The organism is Streptomyces sp. NBC_00388, from assembly GCF_036061255.1.
In the GTDB taxonomy this organism is placed as follows: Bacteria; Actinomycetota; Actinomycetes; order Streptomycetales; family Streptomycetaceae; genus Streptomyces.
On the sequence record NZ_CP107948.1, the window covers coordinates 5,617,494 to 5,637,265 of the forward strand.

Consider the following 19,772-nt stretch of genomic DNA (forward strand, 5'->3'; position numbering starts at 1 on the left):
GCTGACTCCCGGGTGCCCGGCTGCCGGGTGGCCGGGTTGTCCACAACCGGCGAGTAATCCACCAAGATCCACATGCCGGCTCCCCGGGCGGCAGGGTCGGTGCCGGAGGTGGTGCCGGTATGGACGCACGGGGGGCACTCGGGCGGTACGGCGAGGAGCTGGCGGCAAGGACGCTGGCCGGAGCCGGAATGACCGTCGTCGAGCGGAACTGGCGGTGCAGGTCGGGCGAGATCGACATCGTGGCGCGCGACGGTGACGCGCTGGTCGTCTGCGAGGTGAAGACCCGCAGGGAAGGCTCCTTCGAACATCCGATGGCCGCGGTCACCCCGGTCAAGGCCGAGCGGCTCAGACGCCTCGCCGAGCGCTGGATCGCCGCGCACGGCGGGGCGCCGCCCGGCGGGGTGCGGATCGATCTGGTCGGCGTGCTGCTGCCCCGCCGCGGGGCCCCGCTCGTCGAGCATGCGCGGGGGGTGGCCTGATGGGCTTCGCGCGGGCGTGTTCGGTCGCGCTGGTCGGCGTCGACGGCGTGGTGGTGGAGGTCCAGGCGGATCTCGAACCGGGCATCGCCGCCTTCACGCTGGTGGGGCTGCCGGACAAGAGCCTGATCGAGAGCCGGGACCGGGTCAGGGCGGCCGTGGTGAACTCCGGCGCCGAGTGGCCACAGAAGAAGCTCACCGTCGGGCTGAGCCCCGCGTCGGTCCCGAAGAGCGGCAGCGGCTTCGATCTGGCCGTCGCCTGCGCCGTCCTGGGTGCCGCCGAGCGCATCGACCCCAAGGAGATCGCCGATCTGGTGCTCATCGGGGAGCTGGGACTCGACGGCCGGGTCAGGCCGGTGCGCGGCATCCTGCCCGCCGTGCTGGCGGCGGCGGAGGCGGGGTACCGCCAGGTCGTGGTCCCCGAGCAGACAGCGGGGGAGGCCTCGCTCGTGCCGGGTGTCTCGGTGCTCGGGGTGCGGAGTCTGCGGCAGCTCATCGCCGTGCTGAGCGGTGAGCCGGTGCCCGAAGAGGCGGCTCCGGTGGAGGGGCGTCCGGATTCGATGCTGGCCGGGCTGATGGTGCCGGGCACCGGGGCCGGTACCGGGCTGGCCCCGGGGGCGGGGCGGGGATCAGGTGCTGATCTCGCGGACGTGGCAGGACAGCCGGCGGCCAGAAAGGCGCTGGAGGTCGCCGCCACCGGCGCCCATCACCTGCTGCTGCACGGGCCCCCGGGCGCGGGCAAGACCATGCTGGCCGAACGGCTTCCGGCAATCCTGCCTCCCCTGACCAGGCAGGAATCCCTGGAGGTGACCGCGGTCCACTCGGTGGCCGGCATCCTCCCGCCGGGAGAGCCCCTGATCCGGACCGCGCCGTACTGCGCGCCGCACCATTCGGCGACCATGCAGTCGCTGGTCGGCGGCGGCAACGGACTGCCGCGGCCGGGAGCCGTGACCCTGGCCCATCGGGGTGTCCTCTTTCTGGATGAAACGCCTGAATTCTCTGTTCGGGCGCTCGACGCGCTCCGGCAGCCCCTGGAGTCCGGCCAGGTGGTGATCGCACGCAGCGCCGGAGTGGTGCGCCTGCCCGCCCGGTTCCTGATGGTGCTGGCCGCCAACCCCTGCCCCTGCGGCCGGCACACCCTGAACGGCTCGGGGTGCGACTGCCCGCCGTCGGTGGTCCGGCGCTACCAGGCCAGGCTCTCCGGCCCCCTCCTCGACCGGGTGGACCTCCGGGTCCAGGTGGAGCCGGTCCGCCGCTCGGACCTCATGGGGCACGGGGAGGCGGGCGAGTCGTCGGCGGTGGTGGCCGCGCGCGTACGGGAAGGCCGGGAGCGGGCCGCCGCGCGGCTGGCCGGCACGCCGTGGAACGCCAACAGCGAGGTGCCGGGCCACGAGCTGCGGACGAGGTGGACGGCCGCGCCAGGAGCGCTCGCCGCGGCCGAGCGCGACATGGAACGAGGACTGCTGACGGCGCGCGGCCTCGACCGGGTGCTGAGAGTGGCCTGGACGGTCGCCGACCTGGCCGGCCGTGACCGGCCGGGCTCCCGGGACGTGGCGCTCGCTCTCCAGCTGCGTACCGGGGTGGACCGTGGGGCGCTGCAGGCCGCAGGGAAGGACGCCGGATGAGCCAGGACGTCTGCGGGGAGGAGCGGCTGGCCCGGGCCGCGCTGACCCGGGTCATGGAGCCGGGCGACGAACAGGGCGGCCGGTGGCTGCGGGAGCTGGGCGCGGCCGAGCTGTGGCGGCGGCTGCGCACTGCCGGGGGCGGGGAGGCGCGGCCGCTCCCCGGCGTGAGTGCCAGGCGGCTGGGGGGCTACCGGCTGCGCGCGGCGGCGGCGCGGCCCGAGCGGGACCTGCGGGCGGCGGACGCGGGCGGCGGGCGGTTCATCTGCCCGGGCGACCAGGAGTGGCCGGCGCAGCTCGACGATCTGGCGGACGCCCGGCCGATCGGACTCTGGGTGCGGGGCCGCCCCCATCTGCGGATATGGGCACTGCGCTCCGTCGCGGTGGTCGGCGCCCGTGCCTGTACGGCCTACGGTGCGCATATGGCGGCCACGCTGGGCTCCGGCCTCGCCGAGCTGGGCTGGGTCGTCGTATCGGGGGCCGCCTTCGGTGTCGACGGCGCCGCGCACCGCGGGGCGCTCGCCGCAGGCGGAGCCACCGTCGCGGTGCTGGCCTGCGGCGTCGACACGGTCTATCCGCGCGGCCATGCCGAGATGATCGGGAGGATCGCCGAACAGGGCCTGCTCATCAGCGAGTTGGCGCCGGGTGATCACCCCACCCCCAGCCGCTTCATCCTCCGCAACCGCGTGATCGCCGCGCTCACCCGCGGGACGGTGGTCGTCGAGGCGGAGTACCGCAGCGGCTCGCTGGCGACCGCGCGCAGCGCGCAACGGCTGGGCCGGTACACGATGGGGGTCCCGGGACCGGTCACCAGCGGGCTCTCCGCCGGTGTGCACGAACTGCTGCGCGGCGGCGGTGTCCTGGTCACCGATGCGGCCGAAGTCGCCGAGCTGGTCGGGGACATCGGCGACCTAGCGCCCGAGAGGCGCGGTCCGGTCCTGCCGCGGGATCTCCTCGGGCCGGTGGCGGCCCGGGTGCTGGAGGCTCTCCCGGGCCGTGGGGCGATGGAGGGGCGCGATGTCGCCCGTGAGGCCGGCACGACGGCGGACGAAGCGCTCGCCAGGCTGTACGAACTCCACTCGTTGGGGTTCGTTGAACGGCGTACCGAAGGATGGCAGTTGGCGCCGGGGGCGCCACAGATCGCCGACGCGCGGCGAGGCGATGCTTGACCTGGGGCAATCGGGTGAAAAGGTGATGTCGCAGCCTCGGCAGGGGCCTCCCGGCATCACCTCCCGGAGGCGGTCCGTGCGGCGATGTCACACGGCCGCTCAGGCGCACTCATTGCGCCCTGCGATGCCCCAGTCACGCTACGCTCACAAGGAATTCGGCTCAAAACAAGTCCCACGCAGGTCCCAGCAGAACGGCTCAAGGCAACGAATGCCCCAGCACACGTCCGGGTCCGACCGCGCGGCAGCGCCACCGGCTGCACGTGGCCATATTCGGCCCCCCGCGCCGTCGTCGCTCGATGAGCTGTGGCGGTCGTACAAGTCGACGGGCGACAAACGGCTGCGCGAACAGCTGATCCTGCACTATTCGCCCCTGGTGAAGTACGTGGCGGGACGGGTCAGCGTGGGGCTGCCGCCCAATGTCGAGCAGGCCGACTTCGTGTCGTCCGGTGTCTTCGGGCTGATCGACGCCATCGAGAAGTTCGACATCGAGCGGTCCATCAAGTTCGAGACCTACGCGATCACCCGGATCCGCGGCGCGATGATCGACGAACTCCGCGCGCTCGACTGGATCCCCCGCTCGGTCCGGCAGAAGGCGCGCGCCGTCGAGCGTGCCTACGCCACCCTGGAGGCCCAGCTGCGCCGCACCCCTTCCGAGGCCGAGGTCGCGGCGGAGATGGGGATCGCGGTCGAGGAACTGCACGCCGTCTTCAGCCAGTTGTCGCTGGCGAACGTGGTCGCCCTGGACGAGCTGCTGCACGTCGGCGGTGAGGGCGGCGACCGGCTGAGCCTGATGGACACCCTGGAGGACACCGCAGCGGACAACCCGGTCGAGCTGGCCGAGGGCCGCGAGCTGCGCAGGCTGCTGGCCCGTGCCATCAACACCCTCCCCGACCGGGAGAAGACCGTGGTGACCCTCTACTACTACGAGGGACTCACGCTGGCCGAGATCGGGAATGTCCTCGGGGTCACGGAGAGCCGGGTCAGCCAGATCCACACCAAGTCGGTCCTGCAGCTCCGCGCCAAGCTCTCGGACGTAGGGCGCTGATTCCGCAGGCGAATCGTCCCTGCCGGAGGAGCTTCCGTAAAGTGGGCCCGTGCCCAGGATTCGAGCGGCCTCCGTGGCCGAACACCGAACCATGCAGCGCGGCGCCCTGCTGGACGCCGCCCGCACCCTCCTCTCCGAAGGCGGCACGGAGGCGCTGACCTTCCCCGCTCTCGCCGAGCGCACCGGTCTCGCGCGCTCCTCCGTGTACGAGTACTTCCGCTCGCGCGCCGCTGTGGTGGAGGAGCTCTGCGCTGCCGACTTCCCGGTCTGGGCCGCGGAGATCGAGTCCGCGATGGAGAGCGCCCCCGATCCGGCGGGCAAGGTCGAGGCCTACGTGCGCCAGCAGCTGGCCCTGGTCGGCGACCAGCGCCACCGGGCCGTGGTGGCCATCTCCGCCGGGGAGCTGGACGCGGGCGCCCGGGAGAAGATCCGCGCTGCGCACGGCGGCCTCATCGCGATGATCGTCGAGGCACTCGAAGCCCTGCACCACGACCAGCCGCGGCTGGCGGCGATGCTGCTCCAGGGGGTGGTGGACGCGGCGGTGCGGCGTATCGAATCCGGGTCGGCCGAGGACCCCGCCATGGTGGCCGACGCGGCCGTCGCGATGGCCCTGGGCGGCGTCCGCGGCTGACACCGGTCCGCGGGGCCCGTGCCCCCAGGCCGCCGTCCGTCGTCCGTCTCCGTCTCCCGTCCGTTCGCGATCCGCGGCTCGGCGCCTCCGTGCTCCGCCCGTGCGTGCGCCGTCGCCCGTGCGTGCGCCGTCCGTGCGTGCGCCGTCGCCCGTGCGTGCGCCGTCCGTGCGTGCGCTGTCGCCCGTACCGGGCCTGGGATCTCTGGGATCCCGAATACCGGCAGAAGCCTGGACGGTCCCAGGTGCAGCAGTCCGGGAGGGAGCAGCGACAGCGGGTCCAGATAGACGTCACCGCGCAGCAGCCCCCAGTGCAGACAGCCCGACGGGCAGTGGGACGGTCCGCTCTCCCGTACGGCGACAGGGTGTCCGGCGGTGACCTCGTCCCCTGCCGTGACGGTCGCCAGGACCGGTTCGTACGTGGTGCGCAGCGGGGTGCCCGACACCGCGATGGTGAGCACCCCGTGCCCGGCCACCCGGCCCGCGAACGTGACCCGGCCGGAGGCGGGCGCCAGCACGGGTGTACCGGGTGCGGCGGCGAGGTCCACCCCGCGGTGCCCCGGCCCGTACGGAGTGGCGGGAGGGTCCCAGCCGTTGACGATCCGGGGCCGCCCGGTCACCGGCCAGCTGCGGCCGGCGGCCGGCACGGATCCGGTCGGCTTCGCCGCTCTCCCGGACAGCGCGCGAGCCCCGCTGGGGGTGGGCCCGGCGGCGAGCCCGGCCGTCATCACGGTCGCGGTGCCGGCGGCCGGTACCGCAGCCACGGCAGCCACCAGGGCGAATGCGGCGCACACCGCGGCCAGGAGCAGCCGCGCGGACCGTGCGGCCCGCGCCGCTGTGCCGGCCCCGCGGGCGTGGTGATCCGGGGCAGTCTCGTTCAGGAGCATGGGGAAACCGTCCCCCGGAACACGGGCCGGCGGGGATCTTGGCCGGTATCTGTGGACAGCGGGGCGGTTGTGGACATCGCCGTCACCCGGCACCCACCGGGTCCCGTACACTTCGGGTGGCGATCCGGGTCACCGGGTCGACTTCGCACGCCCCCCATCACCCCATCAGCGGTCGATGGACGCGCCTCTCGGTCCCTTGTGGCACGGCGCGTGTGGGCGTCAGGCGCGACAGCAAACCTGCCGTCGCGACAACCGAGTACATCAAGGAGTACGGCCATGGCCGTCGTCACGATGCGGGAGCTGCTGGAAAGCGGCGTCCACTTCGGTCACCAGACCCGCCGCTGGAACCCGAAGATGAAGCGTTTCATCTTCACGGAGCGCAACGGCATCTACATCATCGACCTGCTCCAGTCGCTGTCGTACATCGACCGCGCCTACGAGTTCGTCAAGGAGACCGTCGCCCACGGCGGCTCCATCATGTTCGTGGGTACCAAGAAGCAGGCTCAGGAAGCCATCGCCGAGCAGGCGACGCGCGTGGGCATGCCGTACGTCAACCAGCGTTGGCTCGGCGGCATGCTGACCAACTTCTCCACCGTCTACAAGCGCCTTCAGCGTCTGAAGGAGCTTGAGCAGATCGACTTCGAGGACGTGGCCGCCTCCGGCCTCACCAAGAAGGAGCTCCTGGTCCTCTCGCGCGAGAAGGCCAAGCTGGAGAAGACCCTTGGTGGTATCCGCGAGATGCAGAAGGTGCCCAGCGCCGTCTGGATCGTCGACACCAAGAAGGAGCACATCGCCGTCGGTGAGGCGCGCAAGCTCCACATCCCGGTCGTCGCGATCCTCGACACCAACTGCGACCCCGACGAGGTCGACTACAAGATCCCGGGCAACGACGACGCGATCCGCTCCGTCACCCTGCTCACCCGCGTGATCGCCGACGCCGTCGCCGAGGGCCTCATCGCCCGCTCCGGCGCTGCGACCGGCGACCAGAAGCCGGGCGAGAAGGCTGCCTCCGAGCCGCTCGCCGAGTGGGAGCGTGACCTCCTCGACGGTGAGAAGAAGGACGGCGCCGAGGTCGTCCAGACCTCCGCCGAGACCGAGAAGGTCGCGGACGCCGAGGCTGCTGCCGAGACCCCGGTCGCCGAGGCCCCGGCTGCTGACGAGGCCCCCGCCGCCGAGGCGCCCGCCGCCGCGGACGCCGAGCAGGCCTGACCCTCACCGGTTCGGTTGTTGACGGCGGAGGCCTCCGGGCCTCCGCCGTTCACCCGTAAGATCTTTCAGACTTCGAGAGAGAATTTCACGATCATGGCGAACTACACCGCCGCTGACGTCAAGAAGCTCCGCGAGCTCACCGGCGCCGGCATGATGGACTGCAAGAAGGCCCTCGACGAGTCCGACGGCAGCGTCGACAAGGCCGTCGAGGCGCTCCGCATCAAGGGCCAGAAGGGTGTCGCCAAGCGCGAGGGCCGCTCCGCCGAGAACGGCGCCGTCGTCTCCCTCATCGCCGACGACAACACCTCCGGTGTCCTGGTCGAGCTGAAGTGCGAGACGGACTTCGTCGCCAAGGGTGACAAGTTCCAGGCTGTCGCCGGCGCGCTCGCCGCCCACGTCGCCGCGACCTCCCCGGCCGACATCGCGTCGCTCCTGGCGTCCGAGATCGAGTCCGGCAAGACCGTCCAGGCGTTCGTGGACGAGGCCAACGCCAACCTCGGCGAGAAGATCGTCCTGGACCGCTTCGCGCAGTTCTCGGGCGTCTACGTGACCTCGTACATGCACCGCACCATGCCCGACCTGCCCCCGCAGATCGGTGTTCTGGTCGAGCTGGACAAGGCCGACGCCGAGCTGGCCCGCGGCATCGCCCAGCACATCGCCGCCTTCGCGCCGAAGTACCTGGACCGCGACGACGTCCCGGCCGAGGTCGTGGAGGCCGAGCGCCGCGTCGCCGAGGAGACCACGCGCGCCGAGGGCAAGCCCGAGGCCGCCCTCCCGAAGATCGTCGAGGGCCGGGTCAACGGCTTCTTCAAGGACGCCACGCTCCTTGGCCAGCCGTACGCCCTGGACAACAAGAAGTCCGTCCAGAAGGTTCTGGACGAGGCCGGCGCCACCCTGAAGCGCTTCTCGCGCATCAAGGTCGGCATCTGAGTCTGTACGCGATCCACCGAAGACCCCGATAGGGTCTGACGCAGCCGCCCGGGTCCGCGCCGGACGGCCGCAGATCTGACGAGGAGGCCATTGCCGCACAGGGAACCGCAAGGACCCCCGGCAATGGCCTTCTTCGTATGCGCACGAGGAGATCTCCATGGAACAGCCCGACAAAAGCGCCGACAGGACCGACGACGTCAGTACCGGCGACGTCAAGAGGCACGGCCGCTTCATGCTGAAGCTGTCGGGTGAGGCGTTCGCCGGCGGCGGCGGCCTCGGTGTCGACCCCGACGTGGTGCACGCCATCGCCCGCGAGATCGCCGCAGTCGTCCGGGACGGCGCCGAGATCGCGGTCGTCATCGGCGGCGGCAACTTCTTCCGCGGCGCCGAGCTGCAGCAGCGCGGCATGGACCGCGCACGCTCCGACTACATGGGCATGCTCGGAACGGTCATGAACTGCCTCGCCCTCCAGGACTTCCTGGAGAAGGAGGGCATCGACTCCCGCGTCCAGACCGCCATCACCATGGGGCAGGTCGCGGAGCCGTACATCCCGCTGCGTGCCGTCCGCCACCTGGAGAAGGGGCGCGTCGTCATCTTCGGCGCGGGCATGGGCATGCCGTACTTCTCCACCGACACCACCGCCGCGCAGCGCGCCCTGGAGATCGACGCCGAGGCGCTGCTCATGGGCAAGAACGGGGTGGACGGCGTCTACGACTCCGACCCGAAGAAGAACCCCGACGCGGTGAAGTACGACGCGCTGGAGTACAGCGAGGTACTGAACCGCAACCTGAAGGTCGCCGACGCGACGGCCATCACCCTCTGCCGTGACAACAGCCTGCCGATCCTGGTCTTCGAGCTGCTGGCTTCGGGCAATATCGCCCGGGCGGTCAAGGGTGAGAAGATCGGGACTCTTGTGAACGACCAGGGCACCCGGGCCTGAAACCGGGGGACGGCCGCTCGGGAGAGCCACGGGGCCGCGAGGCCACGGGGCCGAGTGGCCGACAGGGTGGACAAGAACCTGCCGGTCGGACACCGTGCAGGGCAAGACGCGGGTTTACTCCAGGGCCCGAGAACGCGGGCCCACTCAAGACATGCAGGAGCAAGTGGTGATCGAAGAGACCCTCCTCGAGGCCGAGGAGAAGATGGAGAAGGCCGTCGTGGTCGCCAAGGAGGACTTCGCCGCGATCCGCACCGGCCGTGCGCACCCGGCGATGTTCAACAAGATCGTGGCGGAGTACTACGGCTCGCTGACCCCGATCAACCAGCTCGCCTCGTTCTCCGTGCCGGAGGCCCGGATGGCCGTGGTGACCCCGTTCGACAAGACTTCGCTGCGCAACATCGAGCAGGCGATCCGGGACTCCGACCTCGGCGTCAACCCGAGCAACGACGGCAACATCATCCGGGTGACCTTCCCCGAGCTGACCGGTGAGCGCCGCAAGGAGTACACCAAGGTCGCCAGGACCAAGGCCGAGGACTCCAAGATCTCGATCCGTTCCATCCGCCGCAAGGCCAAGGAAGCGATCGACAAGATGATCAAGGACGGCGAGGTCGGCGAGGACGAGGGCCGCCGCGCCGAGAAGGAGCTCGACGACACCACCGCGAAGTACGTCGCGCAGGTGGACGAGCTGCTCAAGCACAAGGAAGCCGAGCTGCTCGAGGTCTGATGAACGACTCTTCCTGGGGTGCCCCGCAGAGTGGCCATCCCGTCGGGGAATGGCGACCTGCCCCCGACCAGGGCGCTGTCCCGGCGGGTCCCGCATACGGCGAGCATGAAGTTGAGCAGACTCGGCCCATGCCCATCGTGCCCGACGCAGGCAGAGACGCCGAAGACGGCGGCCGTGGCCACCACGGCCGCGCCGACCACGACCGGGGGGCCGCTCACCCGAGCGGCCCCCCGGTCCGTGACGAGATGCCGCAGGAGCCCATGCCAGCCCCGCCGCCTCCCGAGAAGAAGAAGGCCGGCCGGGATCTCCGGTCGGCGATAGGGGTCGGCCTCGGTCTCGGCGTGGTGGTGGCCGCCTCCCTCTTCATCTGGAAGGCCGCCTTCGTCATCGTCATCGCGGCCGCGGTGGTCGTCGGTCTCTGGGAGCTCACCTCCCGGCTCGGCGAACGCAAGGGCATCAAGGCGCCGCTGGTGCCGCTCGCGGTGGGTGGCGCCGCCATGGTCGTCGCCGGGTACGCGCGCGGGACCGAGGGCGCCTGGATCGCCATGGCCCTCACGGCGCTGGCGGTCCTGGTCTGGCGGATGACCGAGCCGCCCGACGGGTACCTCAGGGACGTCACGGCGGGTGTGTTCGCCGCGTTCTACGTGCCCTTCCTCGCGACGTTCGTGGCGCTGCTGCTGACCGCCGAGGACGGTTCCTGGCGGGTGCTCACGTTCCTGGTGCTGACCGTGGTCAGCGACACGGGTGCGTACGCGATCGGCTGGCGCTTCGGCAAGCGCAAGCTCGCCCCGCGCATCAGCCCCGGAAAGACCAGGGAGGGTCTGCTGGGGGCGGTCGGTTTCGCGATGGTGGCGGGCGCCCTGTGCATGCAGTTCCTGATCGACGACGGGCAGTGGTGGCAGGGTCTGCTGCTCGGCCTCGCCGTCGCGGCCAGCGCCACGCTGGGCGACCTGGGCGAGTCCATGATCAAGAGGGACCTCGGGATCAAGGACATGGGAACGCTGCTGCCGGGCCACGGCGGGATCATGGACCGGCTGGACTCGCTGCTGCCCACAGCTCCTGTTGTCTGGCTGCTGATGGTTCTCTTCGTCGGTTCCTGAAACCCGGCAAAACCGGCCATCCTGCCCCCTGGGGCCGGATGGCCGGGCCTTCGACCCGCGTCCGCACGGAAGGGAGGGTCGTCGCCCCACAGGGCGGCGGCCCTCCCTCCGCGTGTGCGGCCCGGGGCCGGCCATGCCCGGGTGCGCCGTCGACGTGCCCGCCGCCCGCACGGCAACCGTGCGCGCCGTGCCTCCGCGCGGAGCCGGGCCGCCGGTGGAGCCGGACCGGGGGCTGTCGCCGGCGGGGTGGTCTCCCGCATGATCTGCGGGTGCGAAGACAACTGGATCTGGATCTGGCAGCCCTGGCCGTGGACCGACACGCGGACGGGTGGCTCGCCCGCGGCCTCCGGGTGGCCCCGCTCGGATGGCGGCACGACGCGAACGGCCATCTGCTCCCCGGCCGTGACCCACTGAGCGACCCTCTCGGTCTTGTGGTGCAGATCGCCGGTGACACCTGGGACGCCGTGCTTGTCGTCGAGCTGAGCCGCGAAGGGTGGGCGTATCCGGGCTACTACGGGAAGGCGGGGGCGGTACGGGAGCGCCGCCGGGTCCGTTCGCCCGGGGAGTGGGACGCGGTGCTGAACCAGGCGGTGGAGCGGGCTTCCCGTATCCGGCTGCAACAGGCCCAGCTGATGGCCCGTACCTGCACCACGGGCTGGCTGGACTGGATCCACGGTGAGCTGTGGCTGACGCCGACCTGTCTGCTCCGGGTACGCAGTGGCCTCATGGACTCGGTGGTGAACTCCTTCGGATCCGGCCTGCCCGCCCGGGATCAGGGCCGTACGGTCGGCTACGACCCCGACCGCGTCCTGACCGGGCACCGCACCAACAAGCTCATCCCGTTCCCGGACATCGCCCGGGCCAGGCTGCGGGGCGGGATCACCACCTCAAGCCTCACGGTGGACATGCGGGACGGCACACGGCACAAGCTCCTGTGGAAGTCGTCCGATCCCGCCCGCCGCCTGTTGACGGACCGGCTCCTGCCGATACTGGGGGCACGCCTCATCCGGTGAACTGGATCCACTGCCGTCCGCGGGCTGCCGGTGGAAGAGCAGGAACGGAGCCGTCACATGGCCGGTACGCACCCGGTCGAGCCGGGCCCCGCGGGGGGACCTGCGCCTGAGTGGGTCTGGTACACCTCGTACGGCTCCAACATGTACCTCGGCCGGCTCGCGTACTACGTCAAGGGCGGTCAGCCGGCCGGCGCCGCCACGGTCTGCCCCGGGTGCCGGGACCAGCGCATGCCCGTCCGGTCCGTGCCCGTGGAACTGAGCGGCGCCCTCTACTTCGCCACCGAGTCGCCGGTCTGGGGCGGTGGGCGGGCGTTCTACGACCCGGATGCGGAAGGGCGGGTCTACGCCCGGGCCCACCTCGTGACGGCCGCCCAGTTCGCGGACATCGCGGCGCAGGAGATGTACAGGACCCCCGGCGAAGACCTCGATCTCAGTGCGGTTCTCACGACAGGCGTCGCCGTACTGGGGAGCGGACGGTACGAGACCCTGGTGTGCGGCGGGCGGATGGACGGGCTGCCCGTCCTCACCTTCACCGCCCCCTGGGGCGCCGGTGAGGTGACTCCGGTGCCTCCCTCCCGTGCGTACGTGCGTTTCCTCGCCGCCGGCCTGCTTGAGGCCGGGGCGTGGGACGCGGACACCGTGGCGGCCTACGTGGCTTCCGCCCGGGGCGCCGCCGGCCACTGGTCGCACGAGGCGATCCTGGACCTGATCACGGAGTGAGCCGCAGCTCAGCGCCTTGACCGGGGCGCCGGCCGGGCCGTCTGCGGGCCTCCGGGGGGCGGCCAGGAGCGACTGAGGCGACCCCCGGTGACCGGTACCGGGCCGGCTCTCCCGCTGCGCTCCGGCGGCGACCGTGAGTACCCCGGCGGGTCTGCGACACTGGAGGAACCATGCCTAAGCCCGGAGAACTCACTTTCGTCGCGCCCCGCGGAGCCAAGAAGCCCCCGCTCCACCTGGCCGACCTCACGCCCGCCGAGCGCAAGGACGCCGTGGCCGGGACCGGCGAGAAGCCGTTCCGCGCCAAGCAGCTGTCGCAGCACTACTTCGCGCGGTACACACACGACCCCGCCGAGTGGACCGACATCCCTGCCGCCTCGCGCGAGAAGCTGCGGGAGGCGCTGCTTCCCGACCTGATGAGCGTGGTACGCCACATCAGCTGCGACGACGACACCACCCGTAAGACACTCTGGAAGCTGCACGACGGCACGCTCGTCGAGTCCGTGCTGATGCGCTACCCGGACCGGGTGACGATGTGCATCTCCTCGCAGGCCGGCTGCGGCATGAACTGCCCCTTCTGCGCCACCGGCCAGGCGGGTCTCGACCGCAATCTCTCGACGGCCGAGATCGTCCACCAGATCGTCGACGGCATGCGAGCGCTGCGTGACGGCGAAGTGCCCGGCGGGCCGGCCCGGCTCTCCAACATCGTCTTCATGGGCATGGGCGAGCCCCTTGCCAACTACAAGCGCGTGGTCGGCGCCATCCGCAGGCTGACCGACCCCGAACCCGACGGCCTCGGGCTCTCGCAGCGCGGGATCACCGTCTCCACGGTCGGCCTGGTGCCCGCGATGCTGCGCTTCGCCGACGAGGGCTTCAAGTGCCGGCTCGCGGTGTCGCTGCACGCGCCCGACGACGAACTGCGTGACACGCTCGTCCCGGCCAACACCCGGTGGAAGGTCCGCGAGGTGCTGGACGCGGCGTGGGAGTACGCCGAGAAGTCCGGCCGCCGGGTCTCCATCGAGTACGCGCTGATCCGCGACATCAACGACCAGGCGTGGCGGGGGGACCGGCTCGGACGGCTGCTCAAGGGCAAGCCCGTCCACGTCAATCTGATCCCGCTCAACCCGACACCCGGCTCCAAGTGGACCGCGTCACGGCCGGAGGACGAGAAGGCGTTCGTCGCCGCCATCGCCGCCCATGGTGTGCCCGTGACCGTACGGGACACCCGTGGCCAGGAGATCGACGGAGCGTGCGGGCAGCTGGCCGCCGCGGAGCGGTAGGGCCCGTGTAACGTGGGCCGCACATTTTCATATTCCGACAGGGGAGCGCCACAGCGCTGAGAGTGCGGCCATGCCGCAGACCCTCTGAACCTTGCCCGGGTCATTCCGGGTAGGAAGTTCGGTCACCACTCAAGCTGTTCAGCCCTGCCCGTCTCCCGCGGGCAGGGCCGCGTCTCTTCCTGGATGTCTCATCCCAGGAGGAATCAGTGAGCACCACAAAGCGAGCGCGTACGCCCGGCAGAACGCTCAGCACCACGAAGCTGACCGCCACCGCGCTGGCCGCGGCGCTGGGCGTCTCGGCGCTCGCCGGCTGCGGCAGTTCCGGCGGCTCCGGTTCGGGCGCCAAGGACTCCAAGGTCGTGACGCTCGTCAGCCATGACTCGTTCGCCGCCTCTCCCGCCGTGCTGAAGGAGTTCACGAAGGAGACCGGCTACACCGTCCACGTACTCAAGAGCGGGGACGCGGGCGCGGCGCTCAACCAGGAGATCCTCACCAAGGGCTCCCCGCGCGGCGATGTCTTCTTCGGTGTCGACAACACCCTGCTGTCGCGGGCGCTCGACAACGGCCTCTTCACGCCGTACCGGGCGAAGGGCCTGGACCAGGTCTCCACCGCGGTGCAGCTCGACGCGGCGAAGCACCGGGTCACGCCGGTCGACAGCGGCGACCTCTGCGTCAACTACGACAAGAAGTACTTCGCGGACCACAAGATCGCCCCGCCCCGCAGCTTCGACGATCTGATCAAGCCGGAGTACAAGAACCTGCTGGTCACCGAGAACGTCGCCACCTCCTCGCCCGGTCTCGGCTTCCTGCTCGGCACGGTCGCCCGGTACGGGCACGACGGGTGGCAGGCGTACTGGAAGAAGCTCAAGGCCAACGGAGTCAAGGTCGACGACGGCTGGGAGCAGGCGTACAACAACGACTTCTCCGGCTCGGCCGGCGGCAAGAAGGCCAAGGGGGACCGGCCGCTCGTCGTCTCGTACGCGTCGAGCCCGCCCGCCGAGGTGCTGTACGCCAAGCCGCAGCCGAAGACCGCGCCGACCGGCGTCGCCACCGCCACCTGCTTCCGGCAGATCGAGTTCGCCGGGCTGCTGGACGGCGCGGGGAACAAGGAGGGCGGCAAGGCCCTGATCGACTTCCTGATCAGCAAGAAGTTCCAGGAGGACATGCCGCTCAGCATGTTCGTGGACCCGGTGGTGAAGGGCGCGAAGGAGCCCGCGGTGTTCACCGAGTTCGGTGCGAAGATCACCCACCCCGAGACCGTCGCGCCCGGCACGATCGCCAAGAACCGTGATCAGTGGGTCAAGTCGTGGTCCTCACTCGTCCTGAGGTAGCGCCGCCCGGGGAGAGCGGGCCGGCGCGGGCGGACGGGCCGGCCCGGCGCCGGACCGCCGTACGCCTGACTCTCATGGCGGCGCCGGCCGTTTTCTTCGCGGTCTTCTTCGCCTACCCGGTGGCGGCCATCGTCGGCCGCGGTCTCCGGGCGGGCGGCGCGTGGCAGTTCGGGCGGATCGGTGACGTACTGAGCCGGCCGGACATCCTGCACGTCCTGTGGTTCACCACCTGGCAGGCGTGCGCGTCGACGGGGCTGACCCTGCTGATCGCGCTCCCCGGCGCGTATGTGTTCGCCCGCTTCGACTTCCCCGGCAAACAGCTGCTGCGGGCGGTCGCGACGGTGCCCTTCGTGCTGCCCACCGTCGTCGTCGGGACGGCCTTCCTGGCCCTCCTCGGCCGCGGCGGGCTGCTCGACCAGCTGTGGGGCGTACGCCTGGACACCACCGTCTGGGCGATCCTGCTCGCGCATGTCTTCTTCAACTACGCGGTGGTCGTACGGACCGTGGGCGGCCTCTGGGCGCAGCTCGACCCGCGTCAGGAGGAGGCCGCCCGGGTGCTGGGGGCGTCCCGGTTCGCGGCCTGGCGGCGGGTGACGCTGCCCGCGCTGACCCCGGCGGTGGCCGCCGCCGCGCTGATGGTCTTCCTCTTCACCTTCACGTCCTTCGGTGTGGTGCAGATCCTCGGCGGGCCGACTTTCTCCACGCTCGAGGTGGAGATCTACCGGGAGACCGCCGAACTGCTCGACCTGCCGACGGCCGCTGTGCTCACGCTGGTGCAGTTCGCCGCCGTCGGTGCGATCCTCGCGCTGCACGCGTGGACGGTGCGGCGCCGGGAGAGCGCACTGAGCCTGGTCGACCCGGCCCGGACCTCGCGCCGCCCGCGGGGGGCCGGCCAGTGGTGGCTCCTCGGCGGGGTGCTGGCGGTGATCGTCGTTCTGATCCTGCTGCCCCTGGGGGTGCTGGTCGCGCGCTCGCTCGACGGCCCCGGAGGGTACGGCTTCGCGTTCTACCGGGCGCTCCGTTCACCGGACGCGAGCGGCGGTACGTTCCTGGTCCCGCCGGTCGAGGCGGTCTGGAACTCCGTGCGGTACGCCCTGGTCGCGACGGGGATCGCTCTGGCTGTCGGCGGGCTCGCGGCGGCCGCGCTCACCCGTCGGGCCGGGCGGCTGGTCCGCGGATTCGACGCGCTGCTGATGCTCCCGCTCGGGGTCTCCGCGGTCACCGTCGGCTTCGGTTTCCTCATCACCCTCGACAAGCCGCCGCTCGATCTGCGGTCGTCCTGGATCCTGGTGCCGCTCGCGCAGGCGCTGGTGGGCGTGCCGTTCGTCGTACGGACGATGCTGCCGGTGCTGCGGGCGGTGGACGGCCGGCTGCGGGAGGCCGCGGCGGTCCTCGGCGCCTCGCCCCTCCGGGCCTGGCGCGAGGTGGATCTGCCGATGGTGCGCCGGGCGCTGCTGGTCGCCGCCGGGTTCGCGTTCGCCGTGTCGCTGGGGGAGTTCGGGGCGACGGTCTTCATCGCGAGGCCCGACAACCCGACACTGCCGGTGGCGGTGGCGCGGCTGCTGGGGCGGGCCGGTGAGCTCAACTACGGGCAGGCGATGGCGCTGTCCACCATTCTGATGCTGGTGTGCGCCGTGTCGCTGCTGGTGCTCGAACGCATTCGTACCGACCGCTCGGGAGAGTTCTGATGCTGCAACTGGACGGTGTGACGGTCCGCTTCGGGCAGCGGGTGGCGCTGGACGCGGTGGATCTGACGGTCGCGGAGCACGAGACGGTCTGTGTCCTTGGGCCCAGCGGGAGCGGCAAGTCGACGCTGCTGCGGGTGGTGGCGGGGCTGCAGCAGGCGTCCGCGGGGCGGGTGCTGCTGGACGGTGCCGAGCAGAGCGGGGTGCCCGTGCACCGGCGCGGTGTGGGCCTGATGTTCCAGGATCACCAGCTCTTTCCGCAGCGTGACGTCGCGGGCAACGTGGGCTTCGGGCTGCGGATGCGCTCCGTGCCCCGGGATGAACAGGCCTCCCGGGTAGCGGAGTTGCTGGATCTGGTCGGTCTGCCCGGGGCCGGGCGGCGTGCGGTGGCCGCGCTCTCCGGGGGCGAGCAGCAGCGTGTGGCACTCGCCCGCGCGCTGGCTCCGCGCCCCAAGCTGCTGATGCTCGACGAGCCGCTCGGCCAGCTGGACCGCAGCCTGCGTGAGCGCCTCGTCGTGGAACTGCGCGATCTCTTCGGCCGGTTGGGGACGACCGTGCTGGCCGTCACCCACGACCAGGGTGAGGCCTTCGCGCTGGCCGACCGGGTGGTGGTGATGGAGAACGGCCGGATCGCCCAGGCGGGCACCCCGCTTGAGGTCTGGCAGCGCCCTGCTTCGGAGTTCGTCGCGCGGTTCCTCGGCTTCGACAACGTGGTGGCCGCGACGGTGACCGGCCGGGCGGCCGAGACCCCCTGGGGCAAAATTCCGGTGCCGGCCGGCTCCCCGCAGGGCGAGGGCCGGCTCCTGGTGCGGCCCGCAGGTGTGCGGCTGTCGGCGCCGCGGGACGGGCTGCGCTGCACAGTGCAGGCGCGCACGTTCCGGGGCAGCCATGTGGCGGTGCTCCTGAGCCCCGAGCACGGACCGCAGCTGGAGGCCGAGTGCCCGCTGCCCGCCGCGCCCGGGGTGGGGGAGACGGTGGGGGCGGTCTTCGAGGCGGGCGATGTGGTCCTGCTGGCCGCGGGGGAGTGAGCCGCGTATCCCGCCGGGGCCTCGCGCGGCGCACCGCCGGGGCGCTCACCCAGTGGGCGGGTGCCCCGCGGTGATACCGGTGAGGATGAGACCGATCCCTGCGAGGAACTCCGCCTGGTCGTCATGGTCGCGCATCTGGTCCGCGACGAGCCGCGTGAACGGGTAGTCGCCGGGGTCGAGCTCCTCCCAGGCGCTCGACACGGCGTCGAGGTACTCGCTGCGGTTCGCGCCGGGCCCGAGTGCGCGGGCACCCGCGGTGTTCGCGGCGTTCTGGCCCGCGGCTCCGAGGATGTAGTGCACCAGCACCGAAGTCGTCGTGAACCAGCTGTCCTGCGGCACACCCAGCGCGCGGACCTGCCGCCCGATGCTTTCGAAGATCCGCGGCGTCACCGACTGCCAGGGGCCGCGGGCGAACTGCGTGGCGAGCTGAGTGCCGAGCCACGGGTGCTCCTCGATCGCGACGAACAGCCCGAGCGCGACCGCGCGGATCTCCTCCTGCGGTGAACCTGCGGGCCCTGCGGGCTCCCCGGCCAGGGCAGCGGTGACGACGGCGTCGGTCGCGGCGTCGAGCAGCTCACCCTTGTTCGCCACATGCCAGTAGATCGCCCCGGGCCCGGTGGAAAGACGCTCGGTCAGTGCCCGGAAGGTCAGCCCGCCCTCACCTGCCGTGTCGAGCAGCTCGACGGCGGCGCCGGTGATGCGCTCGCGGGTGAGCGCGTCGGTACGCCGTTCCGTCCTGCGTGTCCGTGGTGCCATGCCGACATTTTGACATGTCTGGAGCGTTGTTCCAACATGGTGGATGGAACGGCATTCCACAGAAGGCCGGCCGGGCCTGCGCCCACGGCCTCGACCCCGGAGGAGTCACCATGAACACCCACGTCACGATCATCGGCGCCGGCCTCGGCGGCCTCACGCTCGCCCGCGTCCTGCACGTACACGGCATCCCGTCCACGGTCTACGAGGCGGAGGCGTCCCCGGAGGCCCGCGCCCAGGGCGGGATGCTCGACATCCACGAGGAGAACGGCCAGGCGGCTCTCCGGGCCGCCGGCCTCATGGAGGAGTTCCGGGGCCTCGTCCTGGAAGGCCGCGAGGCCACCCGCGTCCTGGCTCCGGACGGGACCGTGCTCTTCGACGACGACAGCGAACGCGGCCGTCCCGAGGTGCTGCGCGGCGAGCTGCGGACGCTCCTGCTGGACTCGCTCCCGGCCGGCACCGTCCGGTGGGGCCACAAGGTCAGCGGCGTCCGTGCGCTCGGCGACGGGCGCCACGAGGTGGCCTTCGCCGACGGCGCCACCGTCGTCACGAGCCTGCTCGTCGGTGCGGACGGCGCATGGTCGCGGGTCCGTCCCCTGCTCTCCGACGCGGTGCCCGAGTACATCGGCAGGTCGTTCGTCGAGACCTACCTGTTCGAGGGGGACACCCGCCACCCGGCCAGCGCGAAGGCGGTCGGCGGCGGCTCGCTCCTCGCCCTCGCGCCGGGGAAGGGGATCCAGGCCCACCGGGAGAACGGCGCCACCCTGCACACCTACGTGGCGCTCTCCAAGCCGCAGGAGTGGTTCGCCGGCATCGACTTCACCGACGCGGCCGCGGTCACCGCGCGCGTCGCCGGGGAGTTCGACGGCTGGGCGCCGGAGCTCACCGCGCTGATCACCGACGGTGATACCGCCCCGGTCCTGCGCACCCTCAGCGCCCTGCCGCCCGGGCACCGGTGGGAGCGGGTGCCGGGAGTGACCCTGCTCGGCGACGCCGCCCACCTCGCGGCCCCGAACGGCGAAGGCGCCAACCTGGCCATGTACGACGGCGCCGAACTCGGCAAGGCCATCGCCGCCGGCCCCGGCGGCATCGAGGCCGCGCTCGCCCGGTACGAGCAGGACATGTTCCCCCGCAGTGCCGCGGCGGCGGCGGACGGCGACGAGCTCCACGGCCTTCTCTTCGGCGACGACGCGCCACACGGCCTGATCGCCATGTTCACCGGGGGCGAGTAGCCC

The 19,772-nt window shown here is 71.6% G+C and carries 18 protein-coding genes and 1 pseudogene; 17 read left to right on the forward strand and 2 right to left on the reverse strand.

Annotated features, from left to right (window positions below):
• The first annotated feature begins 119 nt into the window (after positions 1-119).
• The 5 genes from OG917_RS25240 to OG917_RS25260 all read left to right on the forward strand — a co-directional run bounded on the left by OG917_RS25240 (position 120) and on the right by OG917_RS25260 (position 4,943).
• Positions 120-479 carry a YraN family protein gene (locus tag OG917_RS25240; RefSeq protein WP_328319885.1) on the forward strand — a complete coding sequence of 120 codons (360 nt, stop codon included), beginning with the start codon at positions 120-122 and terminating at the stop codon, positions 477-479.
• Positions 479-2,101: a YifB family Mg chelatase-like AAA ATPase gene (locus OG917_RS25245; RefSeq protein WP_328319886.1), complete on the forward strand. Its 1,623-nt coding sequence runs from the start codon at positions 479-481 to the stop codon at positions 2,099-2,101. The genes OG917_RS25240 and OG917_RS25245 overlap by 1 nt, the downstream gene beginning before the upstream one ends.
• Positions 2,098-3,267, forward strand: coding sequence for a DNA-processing protein DprA (dprA, locus tag OG917_RS25250; protein WP_328319887.1), 1,170 nt, complete (start codon positions 2,098-2,100; stop codon positions 3,265-3,267). Before OG917_RS25245 ends, dprA begins: the two co-directional genes overlap by 4 nt.
• A 208-nt stretch (positions 3,268-3,475) precedes the next feature.
• Positions 3,476-4,312, forward strand: a complete 837-nt coding sequence (gene whiG / locus OG917_RS25255; RefSeq protein ID WP_328319888.1) for an RNA polymerase sigma factor WhiG — start codon at positions 3,476-3,478, stop codon at positions 4,310-4,312.
• Between the two features lie 91 nt (positions 4,313-4,403).
• Positions 4,404-4,943, forward strand: coding sequence for a TetR/AcrR family transcriptional regulator (locus OG917_RS25260; protein ID WP_328322172.1), 540 nt, complete (start codon positions 4,404-4,406; stop codon positions 4,941-4,943).
• Positions 4,944-5,275: 332 nt separating this feature from the next.
• On the opposite strand, the pseudogene OG917_RS25265 reads toward OG917_RS25260, so the two are convergent.
• A pseudogene (locus OG917_RS25265) lies at positions 5,276-5,827 on the reverse strand (peptidoglycan DD-metalloendopeptidase family protein); the annotation flags it as partial.
• Positions 5,828-6,103: 276 nt separating this feature from the next.
• Between OG917_RS25265 and rpsB the strand changes: the two are divergent.
• The 11 genes from rpsB to OG917_RS25320 all read left to right on the forward strand — a co-directional run bounded on the left by rpsB (position 6,104) and on the right by OG917_RS25320 (position 17,784).
• Positions 6,104-7,036 (forward strand): 30S ribosomal protein S2, encoded by a 933-nt coding sequence (rpsB, locus tag OG917_RS25270; protein ID WP_328319889.1) that lies wholly within the window; start codon positions 6,104-6,106, stop codon positions 7,034-7,036.
• A 93-nt stretch (positions 7,037-7,129) separates the two neighbouring features.
• Complete coding sequence (gene tsf / locus OG917_RS25275) at positions 7,130-7,966, forward strand: translation elongation factor Ts (protein ID WP_328319890.1); 837 nt, start codon at positions 7,130-7,132, stop codon at positions 7,964-7,966.
• 157 nt (positions 7,967-8,123) lie between these two features.
• Positions 8,124-8,906: a UMP kinase gene (gene pyrH, locus OG917_RS25280; RefSeq protein ID WP_328319891.1), complete on the forward strand. Its 783-nt coding sequence runs from the start codon at positions 8,124-8,126 to the stop codon at positions 8,904-8,906.
• 166 nt (positions 8,907-9,072) lie between these two features.
• Positions 9,073-9,630, forward strand: coding sequence for a ribosome recycling factor (gene frr, locus OG917_RS25285; protein ID WP_328322174.1), 558 nt, complete (start codon positions 9,073-9,075; stop codon positions 9,628-9,630).
• Positions 9,630-10,730 carry a phosphatidate cytidylyltransferase gene (locus OG917_RS25290; protein ID WP_328319892.1) on the forward strand — a complete coding sequence of 367 codons (1,101 nt, stop codon included), beginning with the start codon at positions 9,630-9,632 and terminating at the stop codon, positions 10,728-10,730. The genes frr and OG917_RS25290 overlap by 1 nt, the downstream gene beginning before the upstream one ends.
• A 269-nt stretch (positions 10,731-10,999) precedes the next feature.
• Positions 11,000-11,743 (forward strand): hypothetical protein, encoded by a 744-nt coding sequence (locus OG917_RS25295; RefSeq protein WP_328319893.1) that lies wholly within the window; start codon positions 11,000-11,002, stop codon positions 11,741-11,743.
• Between the two features lie 57 nt (positions 11,744-11,800).
• Positions 11,801-12,463: a histone deacetylase gene (locus tag OG917_RS25300; protein WP_328319894.1), complete on the forward strand. Its 663-nt coding sequence runs from the start codon at positions 11,801-11,803 to the stop codon at positions 12,461-12,463.
• A gap of 170 nt (positions 12,464-12,633) precedes the next feature.
• A complete protein-coding gene (rlmN, locus tag OG917_RS25305; protein WP_328319895.1) occupies positions 12,634-13,740 on the forward strand; it encodes a 23S rRNA (adenine(2503)-C(2))-methyltransferase RlmN in 1,107 nt (368 codons plus the stop codon).
• A 206-nt stretch (positions 13,741-13,946) separates the two neighbouring features.
• On the forward strand, positions 13,947-15,071 hold the full coding sequence (locus tag OG917_RS25310) for a thiamine ABC transporter substrate-binding protein (protein ID WP_328319896.1): 1,125 nt from the start codon (positions 13,947-13,949) through the stop codon (positions 15,069-15,071).
• A 74-nt stretch (positions 15,072-15,145) separates the two neighbouring features.
• A complete protein-coding gene (locus tag OG917_RS25315; RefSeq protein ID WP_328319897.1) occupies positions 15,146-16,759 on the forward strand; it encodes an ABC transporter permease in 1,614 nt (537 codons plus the stop codon).
• Positions 16,759-17,784: an ABC transporter ATP-binding protein gene (locus OG917_RS25320; protein WP_328319898.1), complete on the forward strand. Its 1,026-nt coding sequence runs from the start codon at positions 16,759-16,761 to the stop codon at positions 17,782-17,784. The genes OG917_RS25315 and OG917_RS25320 overlap by 1 nt, the downstream gene beginning before the upstream one ends.
• A gap of 45 nt (positions 17,785-17,829) precedes the next feature.
• Here OG917_RS25320 and OG917_RS25325 read toward each other — a convergent pair whose 3' ends face one another.
• Complete coding sequence (locus tag OG917_RS25325; protein ID WP_328319899.1) at positions 17,830-18,540, reverse strand: TetR/AcrR family transcriptional regulator; 711 nt, start codon at positions 18,538-18,540, stop codon at positions 17,830-17,832.
• Positions 18,541-18,650: 110 nt separating this feature from the next.
• On the opposite strand from OG917_RS25325, the gene OG917_RS25330 reads away from it, so the two are divergent.
• Complete coding sequence (locus tag OG917_RS25330) at positions 18,651-19,769, forward strand: FAD-dependent oxidoreductase (protein WP_328319900.1); 1,119 nt, start codon at positions 18,651-18,653, stop codon at positions 19,767-19,769.
• The last annotated feature ends 3 nt before the right edge of the window (positions 19,770-19,772 follow it).